This is a genomic window from Prevotella sp., from assembly GCF_051059605.1.
Taxonomy (GTDB): Bacteria; Bacteroidota; Bacteroidia; order Bacteroidales; family Bacteroidaceae; genus Prevotella.
Map to the genome: position 1 here is coordinate 210,845 of NZ_CP050883.1, position 24,766 is coordinate 235,610.

Here is a 24,766-nt window from a genome sequence, read left to right on the forward strand (position 1 = left end):
TTACAAAATAATGATTACTTTTGCAGATAAGATATAATATAGACTAATAATTAAATAAATGAAAATGAAAAAGTTATTTTTGAAATCAGCTGTTGTTGGAGCTTTTTTCATGACTTCAATCAGTGCAAGCGCACAAATTGACTTAGGTAATCTGGGAAAAGTTGTCAGTTCTGCTATTGGAGGAGAGGCAGGATCAATTATCTCAGGTAAAAATAATGTATCAAAAGAAAACATTGTTGGTACATGGAGTTATCAGCAGCCTTCAATCAGCTTTGAGAGTAGCGACTTGTTAAAGCAGGCTGGTGGTCAGTTGACTTCTGCAGCTATTGAGAAAAAGCTTGCAGCACAGTTTGCTAAGGTTGGTATCACACCAGGTAAGTTTCTTATTACATTTGGTAGTGACGATAAATTCTCTACTATAAAGGACGGTGTAGCTACGACTTCAGGAACATACGCTCTTAGCGGTTCAAAGATTACATTCTCATATCTTGAAAATTCTGCAAAGATAACAGGTTATGCACAGATGAAGAACGGTACATTGTCTATTTCATTTGATAGTTCAAAAGTTCTTGATGCAATGAGTAAGATGAGTAAGTATTCTGCAAACAGTACGCTAAGTACAATCTCTTCTCTTGCTGGTAGTTTTAAAGGTATGAAGACTGGTGTGGCTCTTGTTAAGTATGTTGCTCCTGTTGCAAAGGCAAAAGCTACAACATCAAAGACGACTACAGTTAAGAAGACAACATTAAAGAAAGCTACTACCACAAAGAAATAATTTAAAGGTAGATGATATAGAAATGAGGATATTCTTGTTGGAATATCCTCATTTTTATGTATATAACGTTTATGTTCAATAATTGTTTATAGAAACAGTGCAAAAATTGATGCGCCTATAACTGTAAGAATACCACATACAACAATTGATAGACCACTGATGGCACCTTCTACAGCACCCATTTCCATAGCTTTAGCAGTTCCGACGGCATGAGATGAACATCCGATGGCAATTCCTTTGGCTATAGGCTCTTCAATATGTAATAATTTAAGAATTCCTTCTGCAAATATGTTTCCCAGAACTCCCGTAATGATGATTACTACAACTGATATAGATACATATCCACCAAGTTCTTCGGATATTCCCATACCAATGGCTGTCGTAATTGATTTCGGCAGAAATGTAACATACGTGTTGTGATCAAAAGAAAAAAGCAATGCCAGCAATAATATAGATACCAGACTGGAAAGTACGCCAGACAATATGCCGAAAAGAATAGCCTTACTATTCTTCTTTAAAAGTTCCATCTGTTGGTAAAGAGGCACCGCAAGACATATTGTTGCGGGAGTAAGCAGATAGCTTATCCACGAAGAATTGGATGAATAAGATTTATAGCTTACACCGGAAATAAGTAGGACACAGATTGTGATGATGATGGCTATCAGAAGCGGATTCATATATGATAGTCTTGTCTTTTTTCTAATCCATATACCAAGTACGTAACTGCTCAGACTAATCAGAACACCGAAATATACTGAATCTTGAAATAAGTCTTTCATTTGTTCTCTCCTTTCTTCTTATCTTTACGTATAATGTATTGGGTAACGAAACCGCTTGTAGCCATTACAATAAATGTACTTATTACTGTGACAATAATATATGTCAGTAAATGGCTTTTTATGATAGACCATGAATCAATCAGTCCCACGGCTGCCGGAATAAACATCATCGGCATTACGGATATTAATAATGCGCTTACCTCTCTTACTTGATTTACTTTTATCCATTTCATCATTAGAGCCGTGAATAAAAGCAAAATGCCATATATGCTGGCTGGTATTGGCAATGGAATGAGGAAATGAAATACTTCTCCTAAAAATGAGAATGCAATGATAATCAGAAACTGTATAATATACTTCATGCTGAGTCTATACTATTTTAATACGTAGTCTATATACTGTTCAATATACTTTGCTGAATTTACTGGTCCCATTCGCATACAGTCGAAGCAAAGATCATAATCTTCTGCATTGCCCCATGTTAGACTTGTATAGAATTTATGATATCTTATTCTACTGTTGTCCATCTCGTCTACGAATTCTGCGGCATCAGATTTGGATAGTTGTCGTTCTTTAGCTATTGAATCAATACGATCGTCAACATTACCTTTGAGAAATACGGAAATAAGATCTTTTCTGTCTTTGAAAATATAATTTCCGCATCGTCCAATGATAATACAATCTTTGTCGCCTATCATATTAACTAATATGCCGAATGTCTTCTCGGATATCTTTGCCGGATATTCAATGCTTTCAGAAATGGCAAACATAAGTTCATCAACAGGTCTTTCTTCGAAGAAATTATTCATTTCATCAAGAACACCTTTTTGCTGAGCCATTTCTAGAAGATTCTGGCGTGTATAAAATGGAATATTATAGTGAGATGCAAGTATTTTCCCAATACTCAGTGCTCCACATCCACATTGCCGTGCAATTGAAATTATCATTTTATTATGTTATTTGGGTGCAAAGGTAATGATTTAATGTTAGAATGAGTCGCGTTCCTAATTTTAAATTTGTACCTTTGATGGAGTGTGAAATACTAATAATATAATTGATAAAATAATCATAATGGTTGTAATAATATTGTTTATGCTTTCAATATGTTAGTAATATGATAAAATTTAGGATTCTTGTGGCTTTTAAATGTATGTTTGATAGTCATTTCGTAAAAAACTTACAAAAGTTATCTGCAATACAAAGTATTTTAGTAACTTTGTACTCGGTAATCATAGCGTTGTTGATTCTAATATGTTAATTTCCAACACATTAAAGTTACACAAAAAGAGCTAATCACCATTGCTTTAAACACTTATAAATCGTCGAACTCACGTTAATATATAATTACAATGAAAATGAGATTAATTTTACTATCAACACTATTTGTGGTAAGTGCTGGGGCCATGGCGCAAGGCACTCTTACTGACTACAATAGAGCTTACAGTTTATCCAATAAGTTTAGTAACGACAATGTGTATAACTTGCCTGCCGACATTAAATTTAAAGATTCCACAAACACATACTATTACACAGAGAATTCTGCTACTGGCAAAAGATATGTAGCAATGGATGCTGGTACAAACAATAGTAAATCATTTGGCAGCAAAGAAGAACTGTATAAATACCTAGATATAAAACTGCCAGAAGCAGTAAAACCACAATTCGGTCGTAAGCACGAACGCCACTGGATGGAAGTAGACGAAGAGAAAGATACACATCCTGTTGTATCACCAGATGGTAAACTGGAAGCATATATCGAAGGAGAAAACGTGGTGCTACATGAAGTTGGCAAACCGTATACAGAGAAACGCATACTAAGTACCGATGGAACACTCTCAAACTATTACTCTGCATGGATACAATGGTCGGCTGACAGCAAATATATAATGACATGCAAACGCAGACCCGTTGAAAAGAGATATGTATATTATGTGGAGTCTTCGCCTGCTGACCAACTGCAACCTATACTACACAAACAGGAATATGCCAAACCTGGCGACGAACTTCCATTTAAAGTACCTTGCATATTCGATGTGAATACAGGTAAAGAAGTAATCGCATCAACACAACTATTTGACAAGCAGTTTAGTTTGGATGGATTCACATGGACTGCCGACAACAAAGAAGTGATATTTGAATACAATGAGCGTGGACATAAAGTTTATCGCGTGCTGGCTATGTCGGCACAAACAGGTAAGGTGAGAACGATCATTGAAGAGACCGCTACCACATTTGTAAACTATCCACGCCACTATCGTTACGACTTTGCCGACACATCTAAGATGATATGGATGAGTGAACGCGACAACTGGAACCATCTATACATGTACAATGTGTCAAAGGGTAAAGTGATTAACCAGATAACAAAAGGAACATGGTGTGTAAGAGAAGTAATAAAGGTAGACGAGAAAACGAATACCATATACTTTTCTGCATGTGGTGTAAATCCTAATGAAGATCCTTACCAGATACACTATTACCGCATAGGTATGGATGGTAAAAACATGATATGTCTTACACCTGCAGAGGGAAACCATCAGGCTGTATTCAGCTACGATATGAAATATGTGGTAGACAAATACTCTAAAGTAGACACGCCTCCTGTTACTGAGTTGAGAAGTGGTATAGATGGAAAGCTAATTAGCACCATAGCTAAAGCAGACATATCAAAACTTAAAGAAAGTGGTTGGGTGGCACCAGAGATATTCAAAGCTAAAGGCAGAGATGGTATCACTGATATATGGGGAATCATACAGCGACCAACCAACTTTGACCCAACAAAGAAATACCCTGTGATAGAATATATCTATGCCGGTCCTGGTGATGCCTATACACCAAAGAGTTTCATAGCTTATAATTGGAACACCACAGCATTGGCTGAACTGGGATTTATTGTCGTACAAATGGATGGAATGGGGACAGCATGGCGCGGTAAGAAGTTTGAAGAACTATGCTATAAAAACCTTAAAGACGCAGGTTTCCCAGATAGACAACTGTGGATTCAAGCTGCTGCAGCTAAATATCCTTATATGGATGCCAGCAATGTGGGTATCTTTGGAGCCTCTGCTGGTGGACAAGAGAGTACGACCGCAGTACTTCTGCACGGTGATTTCTATAAAGCTGCCTATTCCAGTTGTGGATGCCAGGACAACCGAATGGATAAGATATGGTGGAATGAACTATGGATGGGATATCCTGTAGACAAGAGCTATGAAGAGTGCAGCAATGTTGTAAATGCCCATAAGTTGCAAGGAGCTTTGATGCTTGTAGTGGGCGAACTGGATGATAATGTAGATCCATCTTCCACATATCAGGTGGCGAACGCACTAGAGAAAGCTGGTAAAGACTTCGAATTGGTTGTGTTGCCAGGTGTGCACCACACTATGGGTGAGAAGTTTGGAGAGCACAAACGTTTCGATTTCTTTGTGAAAAATCTCTTGAAAGTAAATCCACCTAAATGGAATGAAATAACAAAATAATGAATTTCTTCCATCTTATTTTCTCGCATATCTGTCAATCTGTTATGTCTGCAACGCTTATAAATACTAGCCCTTTGACAGTTTCATCACATGTTGATAGATAGAAACGAGAAAAAAAAAGAAGAAAGTATTATCAAACAATAAGGTTCATCCAATTGTAGGATGAACCTTTTATTATGCCGTAGCTAATTTTTAAACAACAAATCAGCTATGTCGTTTCTGTTTATATTACGATGTCTTTTATTCGTCCATTTCTTTATTGCTTTTTTCATTATCGTTGTATTTCACGAAAAGAGAAGCAATGTAAGCTGTGTATGTTCCAAATAATCCTACACCGCTAACCATGAGTATCGTACCAATTATTCGCCCTATATCTGTAACTGGGTATTTGTCGCCAAAGCCTACTGTTGTAATCGTTTCCATGCTCCACCATAAAGCATCGCTAGCTGTCTTTATATTGCTGTCTGGAGATTTTTCTACACATAGAATTGATATAGATGAAAAGATGATTAGTAATAATGTGATTAAGAATACAGACATCATCGTGCCTTTTATCTTGCTCTTAAATATATATCTGACAATGATTTTTGTAGACCTAAAAGCTCTAAGTATTCTTAATAGTCTTATTAATTTGAATAATCGTCCGTATCTGAGATAACTTATAGCTGGGATGCTGGAAATTAGGTCAATCCATCCCCAACGCATAAAACGAAGTTTGTTTGGGGCTTGATAGAAACATCGTATAAAGTCAATAAGAAATATTACACATATTATGTTGTCAATCATGTCTAATAGATTCATGATTCGGTTAGAAAGATGGCAGACTGTAGATATAGACAATGCCGCAAGTACATAGATAGAAAGGATGATGATTACGATGTCAAAGATGTTAAATTTATAGCTGTCTTTTAATGGTGTGTTTGATTTCATTTTGTTTCTTGATTATTATACATTTTATATGATTTGGCAATCTCTACAATAATAGATGCTACCACCTAAGTAAGCCTCTTTTGTTATTTTGCCTCCACATCTTGGGCATAGCTCGTGGCACGTGTTTTTGGACAGAATGCAATGATATCCACCTGGATTACCAAGTAGGTCTTTCTCTGTATCTCTTCCTCCTTCTGAAATCATATTCTCAAGAGTTTCTTTGATAGCGACAAACAAAGTCTTTTCATCTTCATCAGACAAAGTATTTATTTTGCGTTTTGGATTTATGCCAGCATTAAACAGTATATCCTGTAACACGCCATTACCTAAACCCGGTATTCGCTGTTCTGTAGCCAGAAGTGCCTTGACAGAAATGTTTTTGCCTGTGTCTGTAATCATCTTATGAAAGAAATTGATATCAAATCTTTTATCCAGAGGTGATAACTTATCTCTACTACCACAATAATACGGATAATCAAAGGTACCCTTGAAAGCAAAAATACCGCCATACATAGCTACAGTGAAAACAACATAAGTGCTATCATCGAAAACAACTAGCAACTGAAATTTTTGTGGACACTTATCTGCCTTTTGGAAATACTTCATGTTTGTTCCATCACTAATAGCAAGGTGTGTGTCATGATCAAAACAAATATCAATATAACATCCAAACCCCTTCACTTCCTCAACTTTTCTTCCTACTAATATTGAAGAATACAATAGTGGATCTCCATGATACCATGCAAAGCGATGGGGATTAGTCGCATTGATAACATCAACAACAACCTTTCCACGCAAAATATTTTCAGCACGCGAAGCGAATACTTTAGATTCTGGTATTTCAATCATATTATTAAAATCATTTGTCGCTACTTATTATAATAGCCACAATTATTTATTAAAATTATCTTTGTTATTGCATAAAGAATAGAATTCTACATCTAAAACTTTACCGTCATATCTTTTCTCGCCCTGACGCAGACAACCTTCATATTCAAATCCGCACTTTTGAATGACTCTTCGCGAACGAGGATTCATGGAATAGCAGGTGCAAGAAATCATGCTAATGGCCAATTCACTAAAGCCATATTCAACAACTGCTTTGGCAGCTTCTGTCATAAGTCCTTTGCCCCAATAGTGCTCAGACATTGCATAGCCTAGCATCAATACTTCTGGATTATTGCGGTGAGGATCTGGCACCAAGCCAATGCTACCTATCATTTTACCCGAAGACTTGAGTACCATTCCAAATATATTATCTTTATCAACAAATACTGCTTTCATGATTGCTCTAGTCTCATCTATATTCTTATGGGGCTTCCAACCTGCAGCCGGACCAACATTCGGCTCACTGCCATATTCGAATATATCGCTGGCATCATCTTTATTTATTGGACGTAATATCAAACGTTCTGTTTCAAGTGTAATCATATCTTATTTTTTAATGGTCATTTTCTTGTTATCAAATATTATTTTAATAAGGTTTATCGCCTAATTTTCTTAATAAGATAAATAAATGACTTATGATAATAGTTCTTGTTATTATTTGCAAAGATACAAAAATTATAGTAAACTGCAATAATGAATGTAGAACATACGGTATCTGATAAATTATCAATACATCATGATTTATTACAAGGAATATGTTGTAATAAACTGACTGCCATATAACTTAAGTATGGCAATGTTTAACAATCATGAAATAAAAACAATCATAATAGATTTATATAATAGTGATATAAATTTGTATCTTTGCATTCAAGATATTTTGAACACAACAAATAAGGGCTGCAGATGAATTATAAAATACATGAATTTCCAAATTCAAGAATAGCAAGCATGGATGTTTTTGAAATAGGAAAACATAAGTATCCTGTTACTGGATTGCTTGAATTTGATGTTACTGAAAGCTGCGAATATAATATTAAAAATATAATATAATGAGAAACTTCGAACAAACAATTGAAGATATGGTTGAAAAATCAACCAACACTTTTATTTGCTATATTGATGAAGATGGTTGCCCTGTGACAAAAGCCATGTTGAAACCTCGTGAACGCGAAGGTGTACGTATATTCTATTTCACGACAAACACATCTTCAAATAAGGTGAAGTGTTTTAAGCAAAACAATAAAGCAAGTATCTACTTTGTAAATCCACAATTTTTCCGTGGTGCTAGTCTAACAGGCACAATGGAGGTCCTTGAAACTGCAGAAGCAAAAGAAAGAATCTGGCAGAAAGGAGACGATATTTATTACCCAAAAGGTGTAACCGATCCTGATTATTGCGTGCTGAAATTTACGGCAACAAAAGGACGGTTTTATAGTGACTTTCACTCTGATGATTTCGATATAAAATAACAATATAATTAAAGTATTATGCCATATATAACAATGGAATGTGGAAAATTGACCACAGAACAAAAAGAGAACTTAATCAGTCGCTTAACAGAAACAGCTTCAGAAGCAACAGGTATTCCACCAGAATTTTTTATGATAACTATTAAAGAATTACCCGATACAAATATGGGATTTGGTGGTAAAACCGTAGAAAAGACAAAACGTGAATATTTTAAAAAATAAAATACAAAATATAATGGAAAATAAAGATATCAATATCAGATTTGCACAAGAAACTGAAAGCGAAGTTATATTAGAATTAATTAAAGGACTTGCCGCTTATGAAAATATGGAAGATGAAGTGGCTGCAACAAAAGAGCAGATACACGAAACTTTATTTATTAACAAAGATGCAGAGGTATTATTAGCAGAATATAAAGGAAAAATCGTAGGATTTGCCTTGTTCTTCCATACCTATTCAACATTCCTTGGTAAAACAAACATCTATCTCGAAGATCTGTTTGTTAAAGAGGAAGCAAGAGGTAAAGGTATTGGCAAACTATTCTTTAAGCATATAGCAAAGATTGCTATTGACAAAGGGTATGGGAGAATTGAATGGTGTTGTCTAGACTGGAATCAAAAATCTATAGAGTTCTATAAACATATGGGAGCAAAAGTTTTAGATGACAGAAGAATATACAGGATTACAGGTGACAAATTTAAGGAGGTTTAATACTTAGGTAAACTCTTTACCTTATGCTGTCAAAATATATCGTGCTTTAGGATTTGTAGAGGTTGATACAGAACAGATTTCTGACGGCATACGTTATATTTCCATGTCCTACAATCAAAAGAATAAAACCACTAAGAACTAACATTTAAAACATGAGTGTTAATTATATGTTAAATGCTTTCTATCTCTTGACTCATCCCTTAGGTCATGGTATAACTTTGTACCCGTAATCATTGCGCAACAGATTATGAAAACAAAAATCAAATTTAAAATCGGCGAGTTCTCAAAAATCAATCAGATCACAGTGAAGACACTGCGACATTACGAAAAGATAGGTTTGATAGCACCTTGCGAAGTGGATGAATGGACGAAGTACAGATATTATGATGTAAGTCAGCTCAAGAAAATGAGCAATATCATGTATCTGAAAAGACTCGGATTTGCCCTTTGTGAAATAAGGGATATCATGGACAAAGACGGAGGTGTTCCTCCTTTAGAGGTGATAGAGGCAAAACTAAAACTATGCAAGGATGAAATCGAGCATCTCGAAGTGCTTCAGAAAGAACTGAGTGAGCTAAAGAACAGCCTCAAACAAAAAACTAAAATGGAGAAGTTTATTATTAAATCTTTGCCTGCAATTATAGTTGCAAGACATAGAAGTGTTGTAAATAGTTATCAAGACTTGTTCAATTTATGTCCAAATGTAATTGGACCAGAAATGGAACGCTTAGGTTGTGTTTGTTCTGAACCTGGATATTGCTACACCATTGATCACAACAAGGAACATAAGGAAACTAATATAGAAATAGAATATTGTGAAGCTGTCATTGAAAAGAAAGAAGATTCTGAATTAATCCAGTTTATGGATGTTCCTGCCGTGAAGAAGGCGCTCTGCTTTAATCACTATGGTTCTTATGAGAAGTTTCCTGAGACATGGGCAAAAATTTATGCTTTCATTGAAGACAATGGTTATAATATTGTGGATGACCCACGTTTCTGTTATATTGATGGTATTTGGAATAAGAATGATGAAAGCGAATGGCTGACCGAAATTCAAGTTCCGATTGAGAAATAACACAATAAAGAAAAGGGCTTATAACGAATAATGTCACTCGTTAAAAAACAATATAAATATATGTCGTGACATTAGGCGTATCTCATATACAAAAAATCCTATCGTAACTTTCTAAGAAACGATAGGATTTATATTTATTAAAACTTTTTTCTTGTCTATTTTGGCAAAGAGAGGCTTCCTAGATGAACATCTGTTCCACCAACAATTTGAATACCAGACTTGAGGACTATGATATCCTTGGTTGATAAGTCTTCAGCTTTCAGATCATAAGTACCACTGAACAATCCATGTAATTTGAAATAATTATTCTGTATGGTATCAGATAACGTTGAGATAGTGTCATTAGTAGATGTCACAGTGAAGATTCTCATCGCTGTCTTTGATGGTAATAGATTACCATCTATGGCTGATGAATTGGCTGTTATGTATGAACGGATAACAGGTTTCAATAGATAAGATCCACTATTACCTTGTTTTACAATTGAACGCGAAGCATCAAAATCGATGATTATTTTATAACCACTTGTTAATTGGGCAACTGATTGAACATCTAATTTCAGTCCAGATGTTTGTCCGCTTGGTGTCTTTAATGAAACGACATCACCATTATTGAGAACAACAGTATTGTTATCACCCAAGACTAGGCGAATTTGTTGAACTTTCGCTCCTGCATTAAATTCCACATTCGATAGCAAAGAATCTTTTCCATTTGAAAAGTGTAACAAGTCAACAGTACAAGGTTTCACATTTAGTGTTGTCCAGATTTTTCCATCAACAGAGCATTCAATAGATTGAATGTTAATGTTTACAGATTTATATCCTTCAAGAGAAGGAGCATCTGTCAAATAAAAGCCAACGGTTGCATTGCTTTCTTTATCAGAGTTGTTGTCATTACTACTACATGAATAGAGACTGATAAGGAGCAAACACAAGAAGAAAAGTTTTTGTTTCATTATTTATCTTTTTAGATATTAGTTATTTGCAAATTTACTATAATTCTGTTAATGAACCAAACAAAATAGATGCATAATGTGAAAAAGGATATTTGTTGTATATTCTTACTCGCTTGTTCCTGAATTTGTCTAGTTAAATCATGGTCGCATATACATCTGGCATGCATTAATATTGTTAGCGTAAACCAAAAGCGACCTTAAAATGCGCTTTATCAACTTCAATAGACTAATTAATGCATTTATAATAAATAACTAGCGTTTATAAATGCATTAATCAATATCAAGTAACTTCGCAGACATGTTTTGTTAAGTAGGTTTTATGGCTGCGGAAGCTATGTCTTTACCCTAAATAGTTAATATCCATATTCACCATTAAGCAAGATTAGTTCTATTCTTTCTGCATCAAATTGACCTTGTATTTTGGTAAAATAATTACATATCTTGTTTTTTGATTTGCAATCAACACAGTGTCCTACTTTTACGCATGGATTTTCCTTGCCGCATCTGCGATTATCTAGAGGTGCAGCTATTTTTCTCATTCTTTCAAGGGCGGCACTTTCGTCCTCTACAATCTTATTGATACCTGATATCAGATATACTTTCCTAGGACCATAAAGCATAGGGGCAACTCTGCTTCCATTACCATCTATGTTAAATATACAGCCATTTTCGCTTATAGCATTCACCCCAGACAAGAAGAAATCTGCATTAAAATTATTAATGTATATATTTCTTTTCTCGTCTTTGGTAAGCTTCTTGTTGTATTTGTCTAGGAAACAATAGTTTCCCGACCTTAATAAATCGTATATTCCTGTTGACTCTAGAGTTACAGAGTCTCCAACTCCTACTGTACTGTCAACAGGAATATTTTTCTTAATAAAATCAACGAGTTCTTCAGGATTATCCAACAATGTAACCGTAATATTGTTCCTTTTGAAATTCTTGATGGTTTTATCAATGTTCATTATAATTTTACTTTATATTTATTTTAAATATTGGCTTTCGATAAATAGTAATTGTTTTTCAAGCATTGCTGCTTTCACCATATCATACCCATTCTTTTTAGCCTCTTCGATTGATCGAGAATAAAGATATTTAATTTCCATCGGGCGTTTGAAATCATAGTCAAGTTTCATACTTGGAGAATAGGGAGGCATTACTTTTGTCATTTCAATCGTCTTGTCTGCCAACGAAGAGTCTATATTCTTAACTCCAGCATGCTGGGCAGCTTCAATCACCTCGATCATCATCTCGCGTAATAACTTCTCTGTAGCAGGATTGTTCACCAATTGGTCTGTAGTCGTATTTAATACGACAGTCATTCCATTAAAAGGAATATTCCATACTGCCTTTTTCCAACGAGCTTCTTCATAGTCTACTAGTTTTGTATCTATCCCAGACTCATTTAAATCCTTGATGGCTTCTTCCAGTAAAGAGATGTCACTACAAGAGTAAGCTCCAATATTTATCTTACCAAGACTTTGATGATTAATGCGTCCGGGTTCGTTCTTGCTTGCACAAATAAATGCTAAGCCACCTGCAAGGTTCAAATCTGGAAAAACTTCCTGTAAATCACTTTCCAAGCCTATTCCGTTTTGGATAAGTATAACTATAGTGTTTTTGTGTAAAAGAGGAGTGAGCATCTCTTTCAACAAACCATTATTAGTAGACTTTAAGCATACTAGCACAATGTCACACTTAGGCATGTCCTTTGTGCTTCTGTAAGCGTTAACTTCCGACAAATGAAAATCACCATCAACAGAGTCTATCTGTAATCCATTAGATTTTACAAATTCATAATCTGAATGGAAGAGAAAATGAACGTCTTTACCTGCTTTTGCTAATTTACCTCCGCAATATCCACCTATAGCTCCTGAACCTATTATTCCGTACTTTAATGTCATATTCAATAATTTTTTATTCCTACATCAATGTTGTTTTTGAGAGCAAAATACTAATTACTTTGCAATCACTCTGCAAATATACAATAAATATCTTATTGAATATAAGATGTAATCATTTTTAAAATAAAGAGTAAATATAGCTAATAATAATAGTGTGATTTTGTCACATATATCTGTTTTTTATTTGCAATATGATAAATATATTGATATAATTACTTTCTATTAGTCATTGATATGTGTTTTGTAAGAACTTATTCTTTTCAAGTTGTTTTAAATATACATAAAATCAACTTTCGTTAGCAAAAGATAACGTAAGTCTACGTTAACTTTGCTAACAGTTTCCTTATCTCTTACAGTCTCTGTCTTTCTTCATTACCAGCTCCAGTACCTTTGTACTCCCTTTGCTTATTGTTTAGTTTATATCTCAAAGTAAGGCTGATTCCGCGGCTATTATTCTTTGACTCTCGATATAGTAATGTTTTGTTAAAATAGAATGTGGATGCTTCTCGCAGTGTATGCAGTAGATCAGTTCCTTCAAGCATGATGCTCCATAATCCGTTGTGCCATTCTTTATATATACTAGTATTAAGACTTCCTGAACTATGTACGTACTGATTTTGCATGTTTCCGTTTGTTGTCCATTGTCCATCCAAACGTAGTATGAAATCTGAAGGGAGTTTGAATGAATTGTTCAGTTGGAATTGCACTAGAGCTCCATTCATATTTTTCTTCTCACCAAGAAATGGAGTAGAGAGAAATTGATAGGTCCCTGCCACGGTAAGACTAGGTTGCCAAAAACCAATCATAGGTGAATAGGAAGACATGAATGTCAATACATTGCGGCTTTTGATATTATTGAATTTGTTTATTCCTATTTTTTCATTGCCTTGCATCTGTTCTACATCAAATATGATGTCGTCTTTATAATGATTATACCCAACCTGCATATTGATATCGTGATAAGATGCGACTAGTTCTACACTATTGACGAATGTCGGTTGTAAATCGGGATTACCACTCAGATAGGTAAGTCTGTTGCCATAGTTGATAGCACTCTTCAACATTTCGTACATAGGACGGATTGTCTGTATTCGATAATTTAGAGAATAGCGTACGCCCATCAGTGTTGTATTGAAGGATAATGATGGGAAAATATTGTTGTAAGTATTACTTTCTACGCTATTTTTGATTCCGCTATCATAGAAATTATATATAACGTGTTCATAACGAAGTCCAGCAGAAAGCTGAGTTGTCTCATTAAACGTAATATCATAGTTTGTAAAAACAGCAACATTACGATCGTGTATATCATCGTCGCTGGAGCCTATAATACCTTTATAACCACTAAAGTCAGTGTGACGATTGGTGAATGTCAATTCACTACCTGTCGATATCATTCCCTTCCATAAAGGATGCGCAGCAGTGATTTTGGCTGCATAAAGATGATTGGTTGTATGTTCTAATGTCGTTGCATTATAGTCAGTATAGTTTTGACTGAGTTCTGATATATCATCACTCTGTCTACTTCCATTTGTCATCATATCACCATTGAAATTAATATCCCAATTACGAATTTTACCGTTGTAGTACACGTTAATTCGTTGCGTAGGATGAATATGTGGGAGAATAGATTCCTGAGTATCCCAATAATCATACTTTTGCTCATTAACCAATACATCAGTAAGGTTATGATTTGTAGTCTTTCCATTTGATATACCAGTCACTTCATACATTGCTCCGAGAGTATGATTTTTACTGATACTATAATTTATAGCTAACTGCCCGTATAAAGATCGTTCTTTGCCATAATCAACCGATGTGGCATGTTGCTGCCAAAGACTGTCTACATGAGTATTAATGTTGGTGATTGCTGTTTCACGTTTATGTTTCAAATCATAGCGAAAAATACCGAGAACTTCTAGTTTATCATGTTTATAACTTTCACTTATCTGTCTGCTCATATCCGTTTTGTAAGAATATCCAACTTGTGAAGAAATGTCACTAGTCCAACCATTATCTTTGTTTTTGATTGTCTTTATACAAATAACAGAATTATCGTTAGCATTGTATTCTGCACCTGGAGACGTTAGTACATCAACTTTTTGCAATTCATCAGACTTTATATGGTCTAGTTCTGACATGTCATGCAACTGTCTGCCATTGACATATATAATGGGAGTTTCCTTTCCTATAACCTCAAATGAACCATCCATCTTTTTCTTGATACCCGAAAGATGTTCCAATACTTGTCTGGCACTGCCGACTTTCTCCAATACACTTCCTGAAATTCGAGTTGATATACCACCTGGAATGACCTTCCCCTTGGGAACATGTGACTTGACAACCACTTCTCCTAAATTGAGTTCATAACTAACACTGTCCTTTGTCTGTGCTCCTGCATACATATTAATGGCTATCATTATAGCCGAAATAACAATCTTTTTCATGTTTAAACAACTAATTTATTGATTAATAATTATTTTCTGCAAAGGTATGTGTACTTTTAAGAATAAAATAGCTATATTTGCTCTCAAAATAGTCATATACGACCATAATGAAGTAATGGAAGAAAGAATAGGAGAGCACGGTCCTTTAAGCGTATTTGCAGATATGCTTGGTACCACAGTGAATGATGGAAAAGTAATTGTTCTGGCAGAAAAGGGTTCGGGATATTTTAAAGGAATCATGCTTGATAACTTTGCAGGATTACTTTTCTTCAACTATCATTTAAATGACAGTTTAATCTATCAGCAACAGCATCAGGATGAAGAAGTTCCTGAAAGGTTAGAAAAGTATCCATATCTCTTATTCCAATTTCGAGGATGTTTAGCAGATGATGCGTTATCTATCAATCAACGCGCCGTACAAATATCAACAATGAGTATTAATATGGAAGAAGATGTGATAAGTGGGAAAGACCGTGCAGATTTATTTATTACAATAAATTCTAATCATCTTGTACAGAAGATACCCAATTATAACGAATCTCCGCTTTTAAAAAGTATTCTATTCAACGAGCGACCTTTATTTTTTGAGCGAAGTATTAGTAAGCAGATACAAAGTCTTATTACAGAAATTAAGGAGTGCAATGTGCCGTCTTGCTTCCTTCCTTATTTTCTCTCCACCAAGGTAGACGAACTTATCTGCCGTTTGTTGATATCTCTTACTGAACGTAGCGAACAAACAACATATCCTATTCATCCAAACGATCTGAAAAAGATATATTTTGTCAGAGATACAATCTTGAGTAATCTTCATGTTCCACCTGTAATAAGAAATCTTGCAAAGGAGGCATGTATGAGTGAAACAAAATTAAAACGTCTTTTCAAGCAAGTGTTTGGTGATAGTATCTTTCATTATTATGAAATACGCCGCATTCAAAAAGCAGCAGAACTCCTAAAAGTAGAGACACGAACAGTTTCTGACGTAGGCTATACATTAGGATTCACAAATCTCAGTCATTTCTCTAGAATATTTGAGAGAGTAATAGGGATGAAGCCAAAAGCATATTGTAAACTTCATCATTAAAATACGATTATACTAGTGTGCACTTAAAGTGATTAGTATTTAGTGTAGCGTATTATAAAATAGATGTTTAGAGCCTAGATTTCTAGGTGATGATTTGAATTTTATACATTTAAGCTGTCTTCCCTGCGTTTTTGGTGTTTTTTAGCTACGAAGCTACGGCACCTCTCGCAAAGCCTATAAACAGAGGGATTAACCATACGTAGTTTGCAGGATTTAGCTACGGTAAGCTACGTTTTAGCTACGTTATCTATTTCTGTATATATAATGTACGCGTATGCACGCGCACACTTAGGAGTTTTAAAAAACAAGTGTCGAAGTGTCAACTTAATGAATATCAATATTTTATCGACGAATAAGACGTCATAAAGTGACGGTGAAATGACGGTAAAATATTGAGTTTCCCATGCGTTTCTATATAGAAACGCAACTGTTTTCATATAGAAACGCAAACGTTTCTACGATGTTTTACCTCCTATTTCTTCGTAAAACGCAATGCAATATAACGTAAAACGCAGTGCAAAACATCACAAAACACATCGAATTACTTCGTAAAGTAGAATGTAATATGAAGCAAAAACTCACCCATATTTTACCGACGAATAACCGACACTTAGTGTCACTTAAAAAGTGTTCTAACAAGTTGATGTTCAACGAATAGACACTCCGACACTTGTTTTTATGAAAAGTCCAGAGTGCGGGTGCGCATGCACGTGTGTTATTGATGTGTAGCCCCTGTAATTAAAACTTTGGCTAACAGTCTAACCTAAATCCGATTGCATGGACAAAAATTTTGCAGTATCTTTGCCGAGAATTCAGTGGAATTCGGCAGAATAGTTAAACAAGCTTGCAACTTCTGTTCTCGTTTACTGTATCAATTTATGCATCCTTAGTTCCTCAGATGCAGCCAACGTTTCTTTGACAAATTCACTCATGAAATACATTCCATCGTTAAAACGACATAAAATGACGTAGCTAGAACGTAGCTTGCCGTAGCTAAATCCAGCAAACTACGTATCGTTAATCCCTCTGTTTATAGGCTTTGCGAGAGATACCGTAGCTTCGTAGCTAAAAATATGAGAATACTCTAAGTTTGCAGAATAAAAGCTATAGAATCTTTCCTCAAGTTGTTTCCTATAACAGGTTTGTAGAACTAGAAAGCCGTGTATTTTTAAATTTATGTTTTTTCACACAATGAATACTTTGGGTCCTTGTACGGGTATAACGTATGTAAATCGTACGATGATTCCTGTATGCCATAAAGTTTTCTTCATCAGGGGCCAACTCATTGAATATTTTTTATAATTAGTTATTTTCTTCGATCAGATCACTTCGGTAATATGTTTATAGTTGGACTTCATGATCTTAAAGATTTCATCTACACGTCCGCTTATCATCATTTTCCCCATATAAAAAGCAAAACCTTTCATCTGGTCGAACTCCAGTTTAGGAGGCATGGCAAGAGCATTCGGATCAGTCTGAATGGTAATTAATGCAGGACCATCTTGTAGAAAGGCTTTTTCTAATGCCGGTCTAACATCTGCGGGATCATTAATTAGAATTCCGTACATTCCCATTGCTTCAGCTAATTTCACGAAATCAGGATTCAACATATCTGTTTCAATGTCAGGAATTCCTGCTACTTGCATCTCCAGTTTTACCATGTTCAATGAACGATTATTAAAAAGTACAATCTTCACAGGTAAATTGTATTGAACAATCGTCATCAAGTCACCCATCATCATGGATAAACCGCCATCACCGCAAAAGGCAATCACTTGTTTGTCGGGACATGCAAACGCTGCGCCAATGGCTTGCGGCATGGCATTGGCCATTGATCCGTGATTAAATGATCCCAACATTTTTCGTTCACCGGTTCCAGCAATATACCGTGCAGCCCATACACAACACATTCCTGTATCTACCGTAAATATGGCATCCTTGTGAGCCAACTCATTTATCACAGAAGCAACATATTCAGGATGAATAGTATTTGGTTTACCAGGATCGTTTACATATAATAATAAATTCTTTTTGACTACATCGTAAAACTTTAATTGGCGATTGAGAAATTTAGCATCTTCTTTTGTTTCTATAAGGGGCAATATGGCTTGTAGCGTGTCTTTTACATCACCACAAAGACCCATCTCAAGTTTTGCTCTTCGTCCAAGATTCTCCGGTTTAATATCAATTTGTACAATTTTATTATGAACAGGCATAAAGGGTGTATACGGAAAATCTGTTCCTAATAATATAAGCAACTCACATTCATGCATGCTTTGGTAAGCAGAAGGGACCCCCAGTAAGCCGGTAAGCCCCACTTCATAGGAATTATCATACTGAATCGCCATCTTTGCCTTATAAGAATAGGCCACCGGTGATTTTAATTTTTCGGCAAGCTGAATAATCTCATCATGTGCTTCTGCAGCCCCAAGTCCGCAATAAATAGTGACTTTTTTGTATGAATTTATTATTCCGGCGAGTTGTAACAGTTCATCCTCGGATGGTCTGACAATAGGTTTGTTACGAAATAGCCTTGTTGTAGTTTCTGCTTCTTCTGCAGGAAGATTCGTGATGTCACCAGGCAACCCAAGAACAGCTACTCCCTTTTTATGTATGGCATGTTGAAGGGCGGTCTGTAGCATACGAGGAAATTGCTTTGCTGTTGTAGCCATTTGATTATAGCAACTGCAATCGTCAAACAGCTTGAATATGTTTGTTTCCTGAAAATAGTCGGTTCCAAATTCACTGGTCGGGATCGTGGAGGCAATGGCCAATACGGAAGCCGACGAACGATGTGCATCATACAAACCATTGATCAGATGAACATGTCCTGGGCCACTACTACCCGCACAACATGCCAGACCGTTTAACTGTGCCTCTGCACTGGCTGCAAAAGCGGCAGTTTCTTCGTTTCGGACATGAACCCACTTGATCTTGCCATTACGATGCACAGCTTCATTTACATGATTAAGACTATCTCCTGTTACGGCATAAATTCGTTCAATTCCTGCTGCAATTAAGGTTTCCACCAGTTGATCCGATATATTTTTACTCATAATATAGATTTTAAATAATACATAATTTATAATTTTTCCACTAAATAGCAAATAATCCTAGTAATCCGATTAAATAAACGATCATTACAATGAATGAATCAATACCCATCCTTAGTATTTGCTTTCGGGGACGGAATATTAAACCGCAGATATAGATAATTGTTAGAAGTATTGCTAACCCTGTAAGATAAATATCTGTTTTATGCGCTTGCGGAAGAACTGATTCACCCGAAATAACAGTTGCCACCATAAATAATACAGGCAGGAATGCATTTCCTCCGAAAATATCACTCATGGCCATTTGATAATCCTCCAATTTTACGGAAGTTAGACCTGTAGTAACTTCAGGCAGCGATGTCGCAGCCGCTAAAATTGTAGCACCAAATAATACACCTGTCATTCCTATCTGTTTAGCAATGGCTTCGCCCGTTACTTCCAATCCCATACCGGCAACTAAAGTAACCAATGAGCATAAAGCAAAAATAAAAATAACAACTTGAATGCTTGTCCCTTTTTTTATAGCTAAATCATATTTCTTTATTTTGCTGTGTCCCCGCTTTTCTTTTTGACTGTTCGGAAGAACACCCAACTGATGCCAAGGCAAGTTAGTTCTTGCTTTCCCGATCAAATATATACCTACAATCCACACCAACACGATGATTACATCTATTGGCGCTACACCATGGAAAATAACCGAAGAGCCAAACTGATTGCCCACAATCACTAATGTCAACACAATAATAACCATTAATCCTTCCAACACTAATATAAGCGATGCAGCACGATAAGTAAGAGGATCTTTTTTGCCCAGTCCAAACACATCCAACACCACAAGTACAACAGTTTGTAGAGCAATACCTCCCAGAATATTTCCGATAGCAAGTGCCATATTGTGCTGAATTGCAGCGCTTACAGTAATGGCAATTTCGGGGAGATTTGTTGCAATTGCTAGTAAAATTAATCCACCCAATGCTTCACCCAAACGAAAGTGTATGGAAAGAATGTCGGCAGTCTCGGTTAATTTGATTCCTGCCAACCATATTAGTATTGCACTAACGCCGAATATAAGTAGAAGCATTGTTAACGAAAGAGATTCAATCATAATATATATATTGAGTAACAATTAATAGTCTATTTCAAATCTTTTAAAACCTCATTTTCTTCTTTGATTTTTACAGATAGCATAATCAAATTAAGTACCGTAAACAGAATTGAGGTGCAATACAAATGTAATGTCTCCAAAATCCGTACCCTTTGGGAAGTACTGCCTAATAAGTTCATTTGTGTTTTCAGTGGCTCCTCTTTCCCATGAGTGATATGGTTTTGCAAAGTAAATAAAAATATTCAATTTATCTGCGATTTTTTCGGGAAAACAGAATCCTTTTCCATTATCAGCCGTTATTGTGTGTATTATGTCCTTAATTGGTAATAATGTTTTTATGGCAGCTTCGGTCAGTGGGACGGCTTCTTTCCCACTTGATAATCGAATCCATACCAGACCTGTGGCCTTATCATTGATAATAAGAAGGGCTCCTTTATGGTTCTTGCCAATCGCTGTGTCAATCTCTAAATCTCAGAATCTAAACTTCTCATCTACGATAGAGGGTCTTTGACCAATGCCAATATGATTCTTGATAAATCCACGACCATTCGTCTTTGAACCACGTTTTGTATAGTGCCTTCCGTGTCGATGAAGATGCTTGTATAATTCTTTGTCACCTTGTTTCTTGGGACAATAACTTGAAAGTGAAGGTCTTTAACTCTACCTCTAAATAGCGATGTAAAGATAAGTAAATTATTTGTGGATAACGAATTTAATATTAAAAATGTTGTTGTTTTTATATTTTACAACATTAGTGTTTCGTTAAATATGAAATTATCATAGAAACGTGTTTTTGTAATCTCAAATCATCTAAAAATACAGTCGTCCTCTTAGAAAGCGCTCAATAGTATTAAAATGTTTATTGTTATGTCTGTTTTTTCCTTAGAATAAAGTTTGTTGATTATCATTGATATTCTTCAAATTGATAATTTGTTTTTAAGAAGTATGTGTGTGCGTATTATTTAGTGTGTAGCACCTGTAATTGAAACTTTGGCTAACAGCTCAAACCTGATTTCATTGTATGAATAAAAATCTTGCAGTGTCTTTGCCGAGAATTCAGTGGAATTCGGCAGAATAGTTAAACAAGCTTGAAAATTCTGTTCTCGTTTACTGTATCTATTTATACATCCTTAGTTCCTCTGATGCAGCCAACTGTTCTTTAACAAATTCACTCATGAGATACATTCTATCGTTAAAACGACATAAAATGCCGTAGCTAGAACGTAGTTTGGCGTAGCTAAATCCAGCAAACTACATGTCTTCAATCCCTCTGTTTACAGACTTTGCGAGATATGCCGTAGCTTCGTAGCTAAAAACACGATAAAGTATAGGGAGAGCAGAATAAAATTAGTCGCCTCCTTCTTGTTATTTTGGCAGAAAGGATGAAATTTTTTCCATAACTTTGCAAAAAGTTACCGACTAAAATTTTTTAAAAGTAAGCTCAAGACAGGTGTTTTCATAACAAAAGTCAATCTTGTCACGCTAATATTTTTCGTTCATTTTCTAAGATTATTAAATTTAATATTGGTAAGGTTGATATTATTTCTTTTGTGGTGAGCTAAATTCTTGTATGAATATAGTTCAATTTTGGATATTAGTATACATATCGTATATTAATAAACCTCTACAACATCACTTATATACAAGTTAAGTATATACTTTACATAATTATAACCTCGTTATATAAATTCACCAAATGTCTTATAGACATATCTATTAATGGCTCATACATAAAACTATTGATGTGAATACATTCTGGAGTCATCATGTTTACACGTTCCAATAGGTTAAGCTTAGGATTAGTTGGGAGTTTTTCTTTCATCTTGCCAAACCAGAAAGTCGTTTGTACATCACTCGTTTTCAAACTATCTTCACTCTCTCCCGCTGCAATCAGCTGTGTCTTCATATAGTTTTCGGCCATGAGTCTGATCGCTATCGACAAAACAACCTTATCCTCTATCGCTAATTCCATTGGTGAGTTATCTTCAGCAATAGCTTTGGCCTCATTGTAGATTATGTCAATAATTTTGGCACCAGTGACCGAATATTGGTATTTAGGATTCTTGATATGTTTTCTGATGATGGTATCCACATCACTGTCTGTCATTTCGAGCGTATCAGTTTTTAGGTGTAGGCACTGTGTTAACTTCATGAAGTCATTATTTTCAACTCCATGTCCTTCATCAAATTTTGCTCCTTCAGTATACTCAGCTATATTGCGCGTAAAAGGTATCATGCTGATGAAACTCCTTACATTGGAATTTCTAATTTCATTTTCGAGCGGTGTCTTCATAATATAAATACCTTGTTCAAGAGTTATTTTACCCATGTCATCCTTCTTAGTCATATAACATTTTTTAATGCCAAGTCTTAGAGTTGCATTTCGATAAAAATCGAAATTATGTGTAAGCAGAATCACCTTAAATTTATCGCTGAAAAGTTTGGAAAGATCGTTGAGATATTCGATAATAGCAAATTTGTTTTGATAATCAAAAGAATCTGATATATCATCAAGCACGATGAGTATTTGCTTATTATTGTCTTTTCGTGCTTCAATTTCGAAAAGCATTTGGAGAATGAAAAACGCTCTCATTTCCCCCTTCGATAAAATTTGAAGGATTTCCAGCCGAGACTTCTTTATATCTTCACCCTTCTTATTGTGATAAACGAAGGTCAGTTTGGGAGTCTGAGCCCTAAGAATGATATCTTCTTGGTTTTCTATTTTAGCTTCAAATGGTACATAGAATCGGGCATTAAACAAATCTACAATATTTTTCCATCTGTCTTGTTCGGCTTTTGCTTCCTGTAAGATTTGTGCCAAGTCGTTTTTCTTCGCTAGGTAAACCCTATGCAACTCATTGAAGAGATTTAGCGTGTTGATGTCGGAAAAGTATCCCAACAACACTTTCAGCCGAAAACTTTCATAATCGACTAACTCGCTAAGAATCCCTTTGTTATCTTTGATGCAGTTCTTGAATGCACGTAGTTCTGGGTTGACGTCCAGTTTGCTAGTTATTTCAATAAATATGGCTTGTAATCTTTCATCTTCTTCAACTTTTTTGATTTCATCTTTAATTTTATTGTCCAAATCAATATATGAACTGATGCTACTGTTGTCTTGTAACTGTAACTTATGCTTAACCTTAAAAAAAGAATCATCCTTTAAACCATTGCTTAACGTCTTGGCTTGGTAAGTGCCAAACGTGTTTTTCCCGTCTTCAGAGACATGAAAGAACTGCGATCGTGAAAGTAAGTTGTTGTATTGACTGACAAATATAGCTAGCTTTTCTTGATTTTCATCTAGAAATTTTTTCACTATCCCTTTTTTATCGAACACGCTATTATACTTAATGTGGTATAATTGGTGATTTCCCTCATTTATTTTCTTATTCAACAATTCTATGATGTCGTATATCGAGGGGCTTCCGCCAATTCCAAAAGCTGCTACCAATTCTTCTTCGCAGTCAGAGCTAACTGATACGTCCTTGTACTTTTTGAGGAAGGCATTCTTTGCTATGTCTATTGTCTTTATAGCCTCTTCATACCTTTGCTTCAAATCTGTACTAGCCAAAAAAGTACTAACACTCTCAGTCGCGTCATATTCCTTATTATCAGGGTTGGCAACAAATATATCTAGTGGATCTAGCTGTACACCGTTTTCAATCTTTACCTCTGTTTTTACTTGTAGATTAGGATGAAGTCTGTCACATATCACTATTGACTCCAATTTGGATCTAGTCTTTCCCTTAGCTTTAATTGCGGCATTAAAAGCCAAGGCATGCAACGTATTGGCAAATGAAGTTTTCATTGTACCATTGGGTGCGTATATCATAGCAGTGTTATGCTGGGAAAAATCAATCTCAGCATTCATCTTCGCTATACCAAAACAATTTTCGAAATCAAAATATATCTTATTCATGATTTATTGTAGTTATATTGTTAATAATTATTCAATCAGATAGAGTAGATGACTTAGTGGTAATTTGCGTAATCAATCTTAGCTTTTGTGTCCTAAGTTATTTCATATTTCCAAGGAAATGATCAACCGTATCAATATGATAGTCGAATATCCATTCCTATTACTTCTCATATCGCTATTAGATAGAAAGCCCC

Annotated in this window: 21 protein-coding genes and 3 pseudogenes; 10 read left to right on the forward strand and 14 right to left on the reverse strand. The window is 35.3% G+C overall.

Annotated elements, in window-relative coordinates; translation table 11 throughout:
- The first annotated feature begins 64 nt into the window (after window positions 1–64).
- A complete protein-coding gene (locus HEQ28_RS00820) occupies window positions 65–775 on the forward strand; it encodes a lipocalin-like domain-containing protein (protein ID WP_434503304.1) in 711 nt (236 codons plus the stop codon).
- Between the two features lie 86 nt (window positions 776–861).
- Here the strand turns inward: HEQ28_RS00820 and HEQ28_RS00825 are convergent, their stop codons facing one another.
- From HEQ28_RS00825 to HEQ28_RS00835, 3 genes are read right to left on the reverse strand one after another with little or no spacing between them, the layout of a single operon-like run.
- On the reverse strand, window positions 862–1,554 hold the full coding sequence (locus HEQ28_RS00825) for an LrgB family protein (RefSeq protein WP_434503305.1): 693 nt from the start codon (window positions 1,552–1,554) through the stop codon (window positions 862–864).
- A complete protein-coding gene (locus HEQ28_RS00830; RefSeq protein WP_434503306.1) occupies window positions 1,551–1,916 on the reverse strand; it encodes a CidA/LrgA family protein in 366 nt (121 codons plus the stop codon). Before HEQ28_RS00830 ends, HEQ28_RS00825 begins: the two co-directional genes overlap by 4 nt.
- Window positions 1,917–1,928: 12 nt before the next feature.
- Window positions 1,929–2,501, reverse strand: a complete 573-nt coding sequence (locus HEQ28_RS00835; protein WP_434503307.1) for a cytidylate kinase-like family protein — start codon at window positions 2,499–2,501, stop codon at window positions 1,929–1,931.
- Window positions 2,502–2,903: 402 nt separating this feature from the next.
- On the opposite strand from HEQ28_RS00835, the gene HEQ28_RS00840 reads away from it, so the two are divergent.
- Complete coding sequence (locus HEQ28_RS00840; protein ID WP_434503308.1) at window positions 2,904–5,033, forward strand: DPP IV N-terminal domain-containing protein; 2,130 nt, start codon at window positions 2,904–2,906, stop codon at window positions 5,031–5,033.
- A gap of 240 nt (window positions 5,034–5,273) precedes the next feature.
- Here HEQ28_RS00840 and HEQ28_RS00845 read toward each other — a convergent pair whose 3' ends face one another.
- From HEQ28_RS00845 to HEQ28_RS00855, 3 genes are read right to left on the reverse strand one after another with little or no spacing between them, the layout of a single operon-like run.
- A complete protein-coding gene (locus HEQ28_RS00845) occupies window positions 5,274–5,963 on the reverse strand; it encodes an ion transporter (RefSeq protein ID WP_434503309.1) in 690 nt (229 codons plus the stop codon).
- Window positions 5,964–5,987: 24 nt separating this feature from the next.
- On the reverse strand, window positions 5,988–6,812 hold the full coding sequence (locus HEQ28_RS00850) for an endonuclease VIII (RefSeq protein ID WP_434503310.1): 825 nt from the start codon (window positions 6,810–6,812) through the stop codon (window positions 5,988–5,990).
- Between the two features lie 42 nt (window positions 6,813–6,854).
- Window positions 6,855–7,394 (reverse strand): GNAT family N-acetyltransferase, encoded by a 540-nt coding sequence (locus HEQ28_RS00855; protein WP_434503311.1) that lies wholly within the window; start codon window positions 7,392–7,394, stop codon window positions 6,855–6,857.
- Window positions 7,395–7,757: 363 nt separating this feature from the next.
- Between HEQ28_RS00855 and HEQ28_RS00860 the strand changes: the two genes are divergently transcribed.
- The 6 genes and pseudogenes from HEQ28_RS00860 (at window position 7,758) to HEQ28_RS00885 (ending at window position 10,110) form a co-directional block, all read left to right on the forward strand.
- On the forward strand, window positions 7,758–7,904 hold the full coding sequence (locus HEQ28_RS00860) for a hypothetical protein (RefSeq protein ID WP_434503312.1): 147 nt from the start codon (window positions 7,758–7,760) through the stop codon (window positions 7,902–7,904).
- Window positions 7,904–8,323 (forward strand): pyridoxamine 5'-phosphate oxidase family protein, encoded by a 420-nt coding sequence (locus tag HEQ28_RS00865; protein ID WP_434503313.1) that lies wholly within the window; start codon window positions 7,904–7,906, stop codon window positions 8,321–8,323. Before HEQ28_RS00860 ends, HEQ28_RS00865 begins: the two co-directional genes overlap by 1 nt.
- 18 nt (window positions 8,324–8,341) lie before the next feature.
- Window positions 8,342–8,545, forward strand: a complete 204-nt coding sequence (gene dmpI / locus HEQ28_RS00870) for a 4-oxalocrotonate tautomerase DmpI (protein ID WP_434503314.1) — start codon at window positions 8,342–8,344, stop codon at window positions 8,543–8,545.
- 13 nt (window positions 8,546–8,558) lie between these two features.
- Window positions 8,559–9,035, forward strand: coding sequence for a GNAT family N-acetyltransferase (locus tag HEQ28_RS00875; protein ID WP_434503315.1), 477 nt, complete (start codon window positions 8,559–8,561; stop codon window positions 9,033–9,035).
- Window positions 9,036–9,054: 19 nt separating this feature from the next.
- A pseudogene (locus tag HEQ28_RS00880) lies at window positions 9,055–9,177 on the forward strand (GNAT family N-acetyltransferase); the annotation flags it as partial.
- Window positions 9,178–9,282: 105 nt separating this feature from the next.
- Window positions 9,283–10,110 carry a MerR family transcriptional regulator gene (locus HEQ28_RS00885; RefSeq protein WP_434503316.1) on the forward strand — a complete coding sequence of 276 codons (828 nt, stop codon included), beginning with the start codon at window positions 9,283–9,285 and terminating at the stop codon, window positions 10,108–10,110.
- A 155-nt stretch (window positions 10,111–10,265) separates the two neighbouring features.
- Here HEQ28_RS00885 and HEQ28_RS00890 read toward each other — a convergent pair whose 3' ends face one another.
- The 4 genes from HEQ28_RS00890 to HEQ28_RS00905 all read right to left on the reverse strand — a co-directional run bounded on the left by HEQ28_RS00890 (window position 10,266) and on the right by HEQ28_RS00905 (window position 15,414).
- Complete coding sequence (locus HEQ28_RS00890) at window positions 10,266–11,063, reverse strand: DUF4382 domain-containing protein (RefSeq protein ID WP_434503317.1); 798 nt, start codon at window positions 11,061–11,063, stop codon at window positions 10,266–10,268.
- Window positions 11,064–11,416: 353 nt separating this feature from the next.
- Entirely contained in the window at window positions 11,417–12,028 is a 612-nt protein-coding gene (locus HEQ28_RS00895) for a lactate utilization protein (RefSeq protein WP_434503318.1), read from the reverse strand.
- Window positions 12,029–12,046: 18 nt separating this feature from the next.
- Window positions 12,047–12,967 (reverse strand): 2-dehydropantoate 2-reductase, encoded by a 921-nt coding sequence (locus tag HEQ28_RS00900; RefSeq protein ID WP_434503319.1) that lies wholly within the window; start codon window positions 12,965–12,967, stop codon window positions 12,047–12,049.
- Window positions 12,968–13,317: 350 nt separating this feature from the next.
- On the reverse strand, window positions 13,318–15,414 hold the full coding sequence (locus HEQ28_RS00905; RefSeq protein ID WP_434503320.1) for an outer membrane beta-barrel family protein: 2,097 nt from the start codon (window positions 15,412–15,414) through the stop codon (window positions 13,318–13,320).
- A gap of 115 nt (window positions 15,415–15,529) precedes the next feature.
- Between HEQ28_RS00905 and HEQ28_RS00910 the strand changes: the two genes are divergently transcribed.
- Window positions 15,530–16,495, forward strand: a complete 966-nt coding sequence (locus HEQ28_RS00910) for a helix-turn-helix transcriptional regulator (protein WP_434503321.1) — start codon at window positions 15,530–15,532, stop codon at window positions 16,493–16,495.
- A 1,114-nt stretch (window positions 16,496–17,609) separates the two neighbouring features.
- Window positions 17,610–17,758 (forward strand): annotated as a pseudogene (locus HEQ28_RS00915) (IS982 family transposase); the annotation flags it as partial.
- A 56-nt stretch (window positions 17,759–17,814) separates the two neighbouring features.
- On the opposite strand, the gene HEQ28_RS00920 reads toward HEQ28_RS00915, so the two are convergent.
- The 4 genes and pseudogenes from HEQ28_RS00920 to HEQ28_RS00935 form a co-directional block, all read right to left on the reverse strand.
- On the reverse strand, window positions 17,815–19,551 hold the full coding sequence (locus HEQ28_RS00920) for a thiamine pyrophosphate-dependent enzyme (protein WP_434503322.1): 1,737 nt from the start codon (window positions 19,549–19,551) through the stop codon (window positions 17,815–17,817).
- 40 nt (window positions 19,552–19,591) lie between these two features.
- Window positions 19,592–20,653, reverse strand: a complete 1,062-nt coding sequence (locus HEQ28_RS00925) for a sodium:calcium antiporter (RefSeq protein ID WP_434503323.1) — start codon at window positions 20,651–20,653, stop codon at window positions 19,592–19,594.
- A 126-nt stretch (window positions 20,654–20,779) separates the two neighbouring features.
- Window positions 20,780–21,280: pseudogene (locus HEQ28_RS00930) on the reverse strand (IS30 family transposase); the annotation flags it as partial.
- Window positions 21,281–22,313: 1,033 nt separating this feature from the next.
- The gene (locus HEQ28_RS00935; protein ID WP_434503324.1) at window positions 22,314–24,572 is read right to left on the reverse strand and encodes a hypothetical protein; all 2,259 of its coding nucleotides are present in this window, start codon (window positions 24,570–24,572) and stop codon (window positions 22,314–22,316) included.
- Window positions 24,573–24,766 lie beyond the last annotated feature (194 nt).

Bases quoted from the DNA above. Each gene is read 5' to 3' on its own strand.
- HEQ28_RS00820 (WP_434503304.1), top strand. From the start codon at position 65: ATGAAAAAGTTATTTTTGAAATCAGCTGTTGTTGGAGCTTTTTTCATG.
- HEQ28_RS00825 (WP_434503305.1), bottom strand. From the start codon at position 1,554: ATGAAAGACTTATTTCAAGATTCAGTATATTTCGGTGTTCTGATTAGT.
- HEQ28_RS00830 (WP_434503306.1), bottom strand. From the start codon at position 1,916: ATGAAGTATATTATACAGTTTCTGATTATCATTGCATTCTCATTTTTA.
- HEQ28_RS00835 (WP_434503307.1), bottom strand. From the start codon at position 2,501: ATGATAATTTCAATTGCACGGCAATGTGGATGTGGAGCACTGAGTATT.
- HEQ28_RS00840 (WP_434503308.1), top strand. From the start codon at position 2,904: ATGAAAATGAGATTAATTTTACTATCAACACTATTTGTGGTAAGTGCT.
- HEQ28_RS00845 (WP_434503309.1), bottom strand. From the start codon at position 5,963: ATGAAATCAAACACACCATTAAAAGACAGCTATAAATTTAACATCTTT.
- HEQ28_RS00850 (WP_434503310.1), bottom strand. From the start codon at position 6,812: ATGATTGAAATACCAGAATCTAAAGTATTCGCTTCGCGTGCTGAAAAT.
- HEQ28_RS00855 (WP_434503311.1), bottom strand. From the start codon at position 7,394: ATGATTACACTTGAAACAGAACGTTTGATATTACGTCCAATAAATAAA.
- HEQ28_RS00860 (WP_434503312.1), top strand. From the start codon at position 7,758: ATGAATTATAAAATACATGAATTTCCAAATTCAAGAATAGCAAGCATG.
- HEQ28_RS00865 (WP_434503313.1), top strand. From the start codon at position 7,904: ATGAGAAACTTCGAACAAACAATTGAAGATATGGTTGAAAAATCAACC.
- dmpI (WP_434503314.1), top strand. From the start codon at position 8,342: ATGCCATATATAACAATGGAATGTGGAAAATTGACCACAGAACAAAAA.
- HEQ28_RS00875 (WP_434503315.1), top strand. From the start codon at position 8,559: ATGGAAAATAAAGATATCAATATCAGATTTGCACAAGAAACTGAAAGC.
- HEQ28_RS00885 (WP_434503316.1), top strand. From the start codon at position 9,283: ATGAAAACAAAAATCAAATTTAAAATCGGCGAGTTCTCAAAAATCAAT.
- HEQ28_RS00890 (WP_434503317.1), bottom strand. From the start codon at position 11,063: ATGAAACAAAAACTTTTCTTCTTGTGTTTGCTCCTTATCAGTCTCTAT.
- HEQ28_RS00895 (WP_434503318.1), bottom strand. From the start codon at position 12,028: ATGAACATTGATAAAACCATCAAGAATTTCAAAAGGAACAATATTACG.
- HEQ28_RS00900 (WP_434503319.1), bottom strand. From the start codon at position 12,967: ATGACATTAAAGTACGGAATAATAGGTTCAGGAGCTATAGGTGGATAT.
- HEQ28_RS00905 (WP_434503320.1), bottom strand. From the start codon at position 15,414: ATGAAAAAGATTGTTATTTCGGCTATAATGATAGCCATTAATATGTAT.
- HEQ28_RS00910 (WP_434503321.1), top strand. From the start codon at position 15,530: ATGGAAGAAAGAATAGGAGAGCACGGTCCTTTAAGCGTATTTGCAGAT.
- HEQ28_RS00920 (WP_434503322.1), bottom strand. From the start codon at position 19,551: ATGAGTAAAAATATATCGGATCAACTGGTGGAAACCTTAATTGCAGCA.
- HEQ28_RS00925 (WP_434503323.1), bottom strand. From the start codon at position 20,653: ATGATTGAATCTCTTTCGTTAACAATGCTTCTACTTATATTCGGCGTT.
- HEQ28_RS00935 (WP_434503324.1), bottom strand. From the start codon at position 24,572: ATGAATAAGATATATTTTGATTTCGAAAATTGTTTTGGTATAGCGAAG.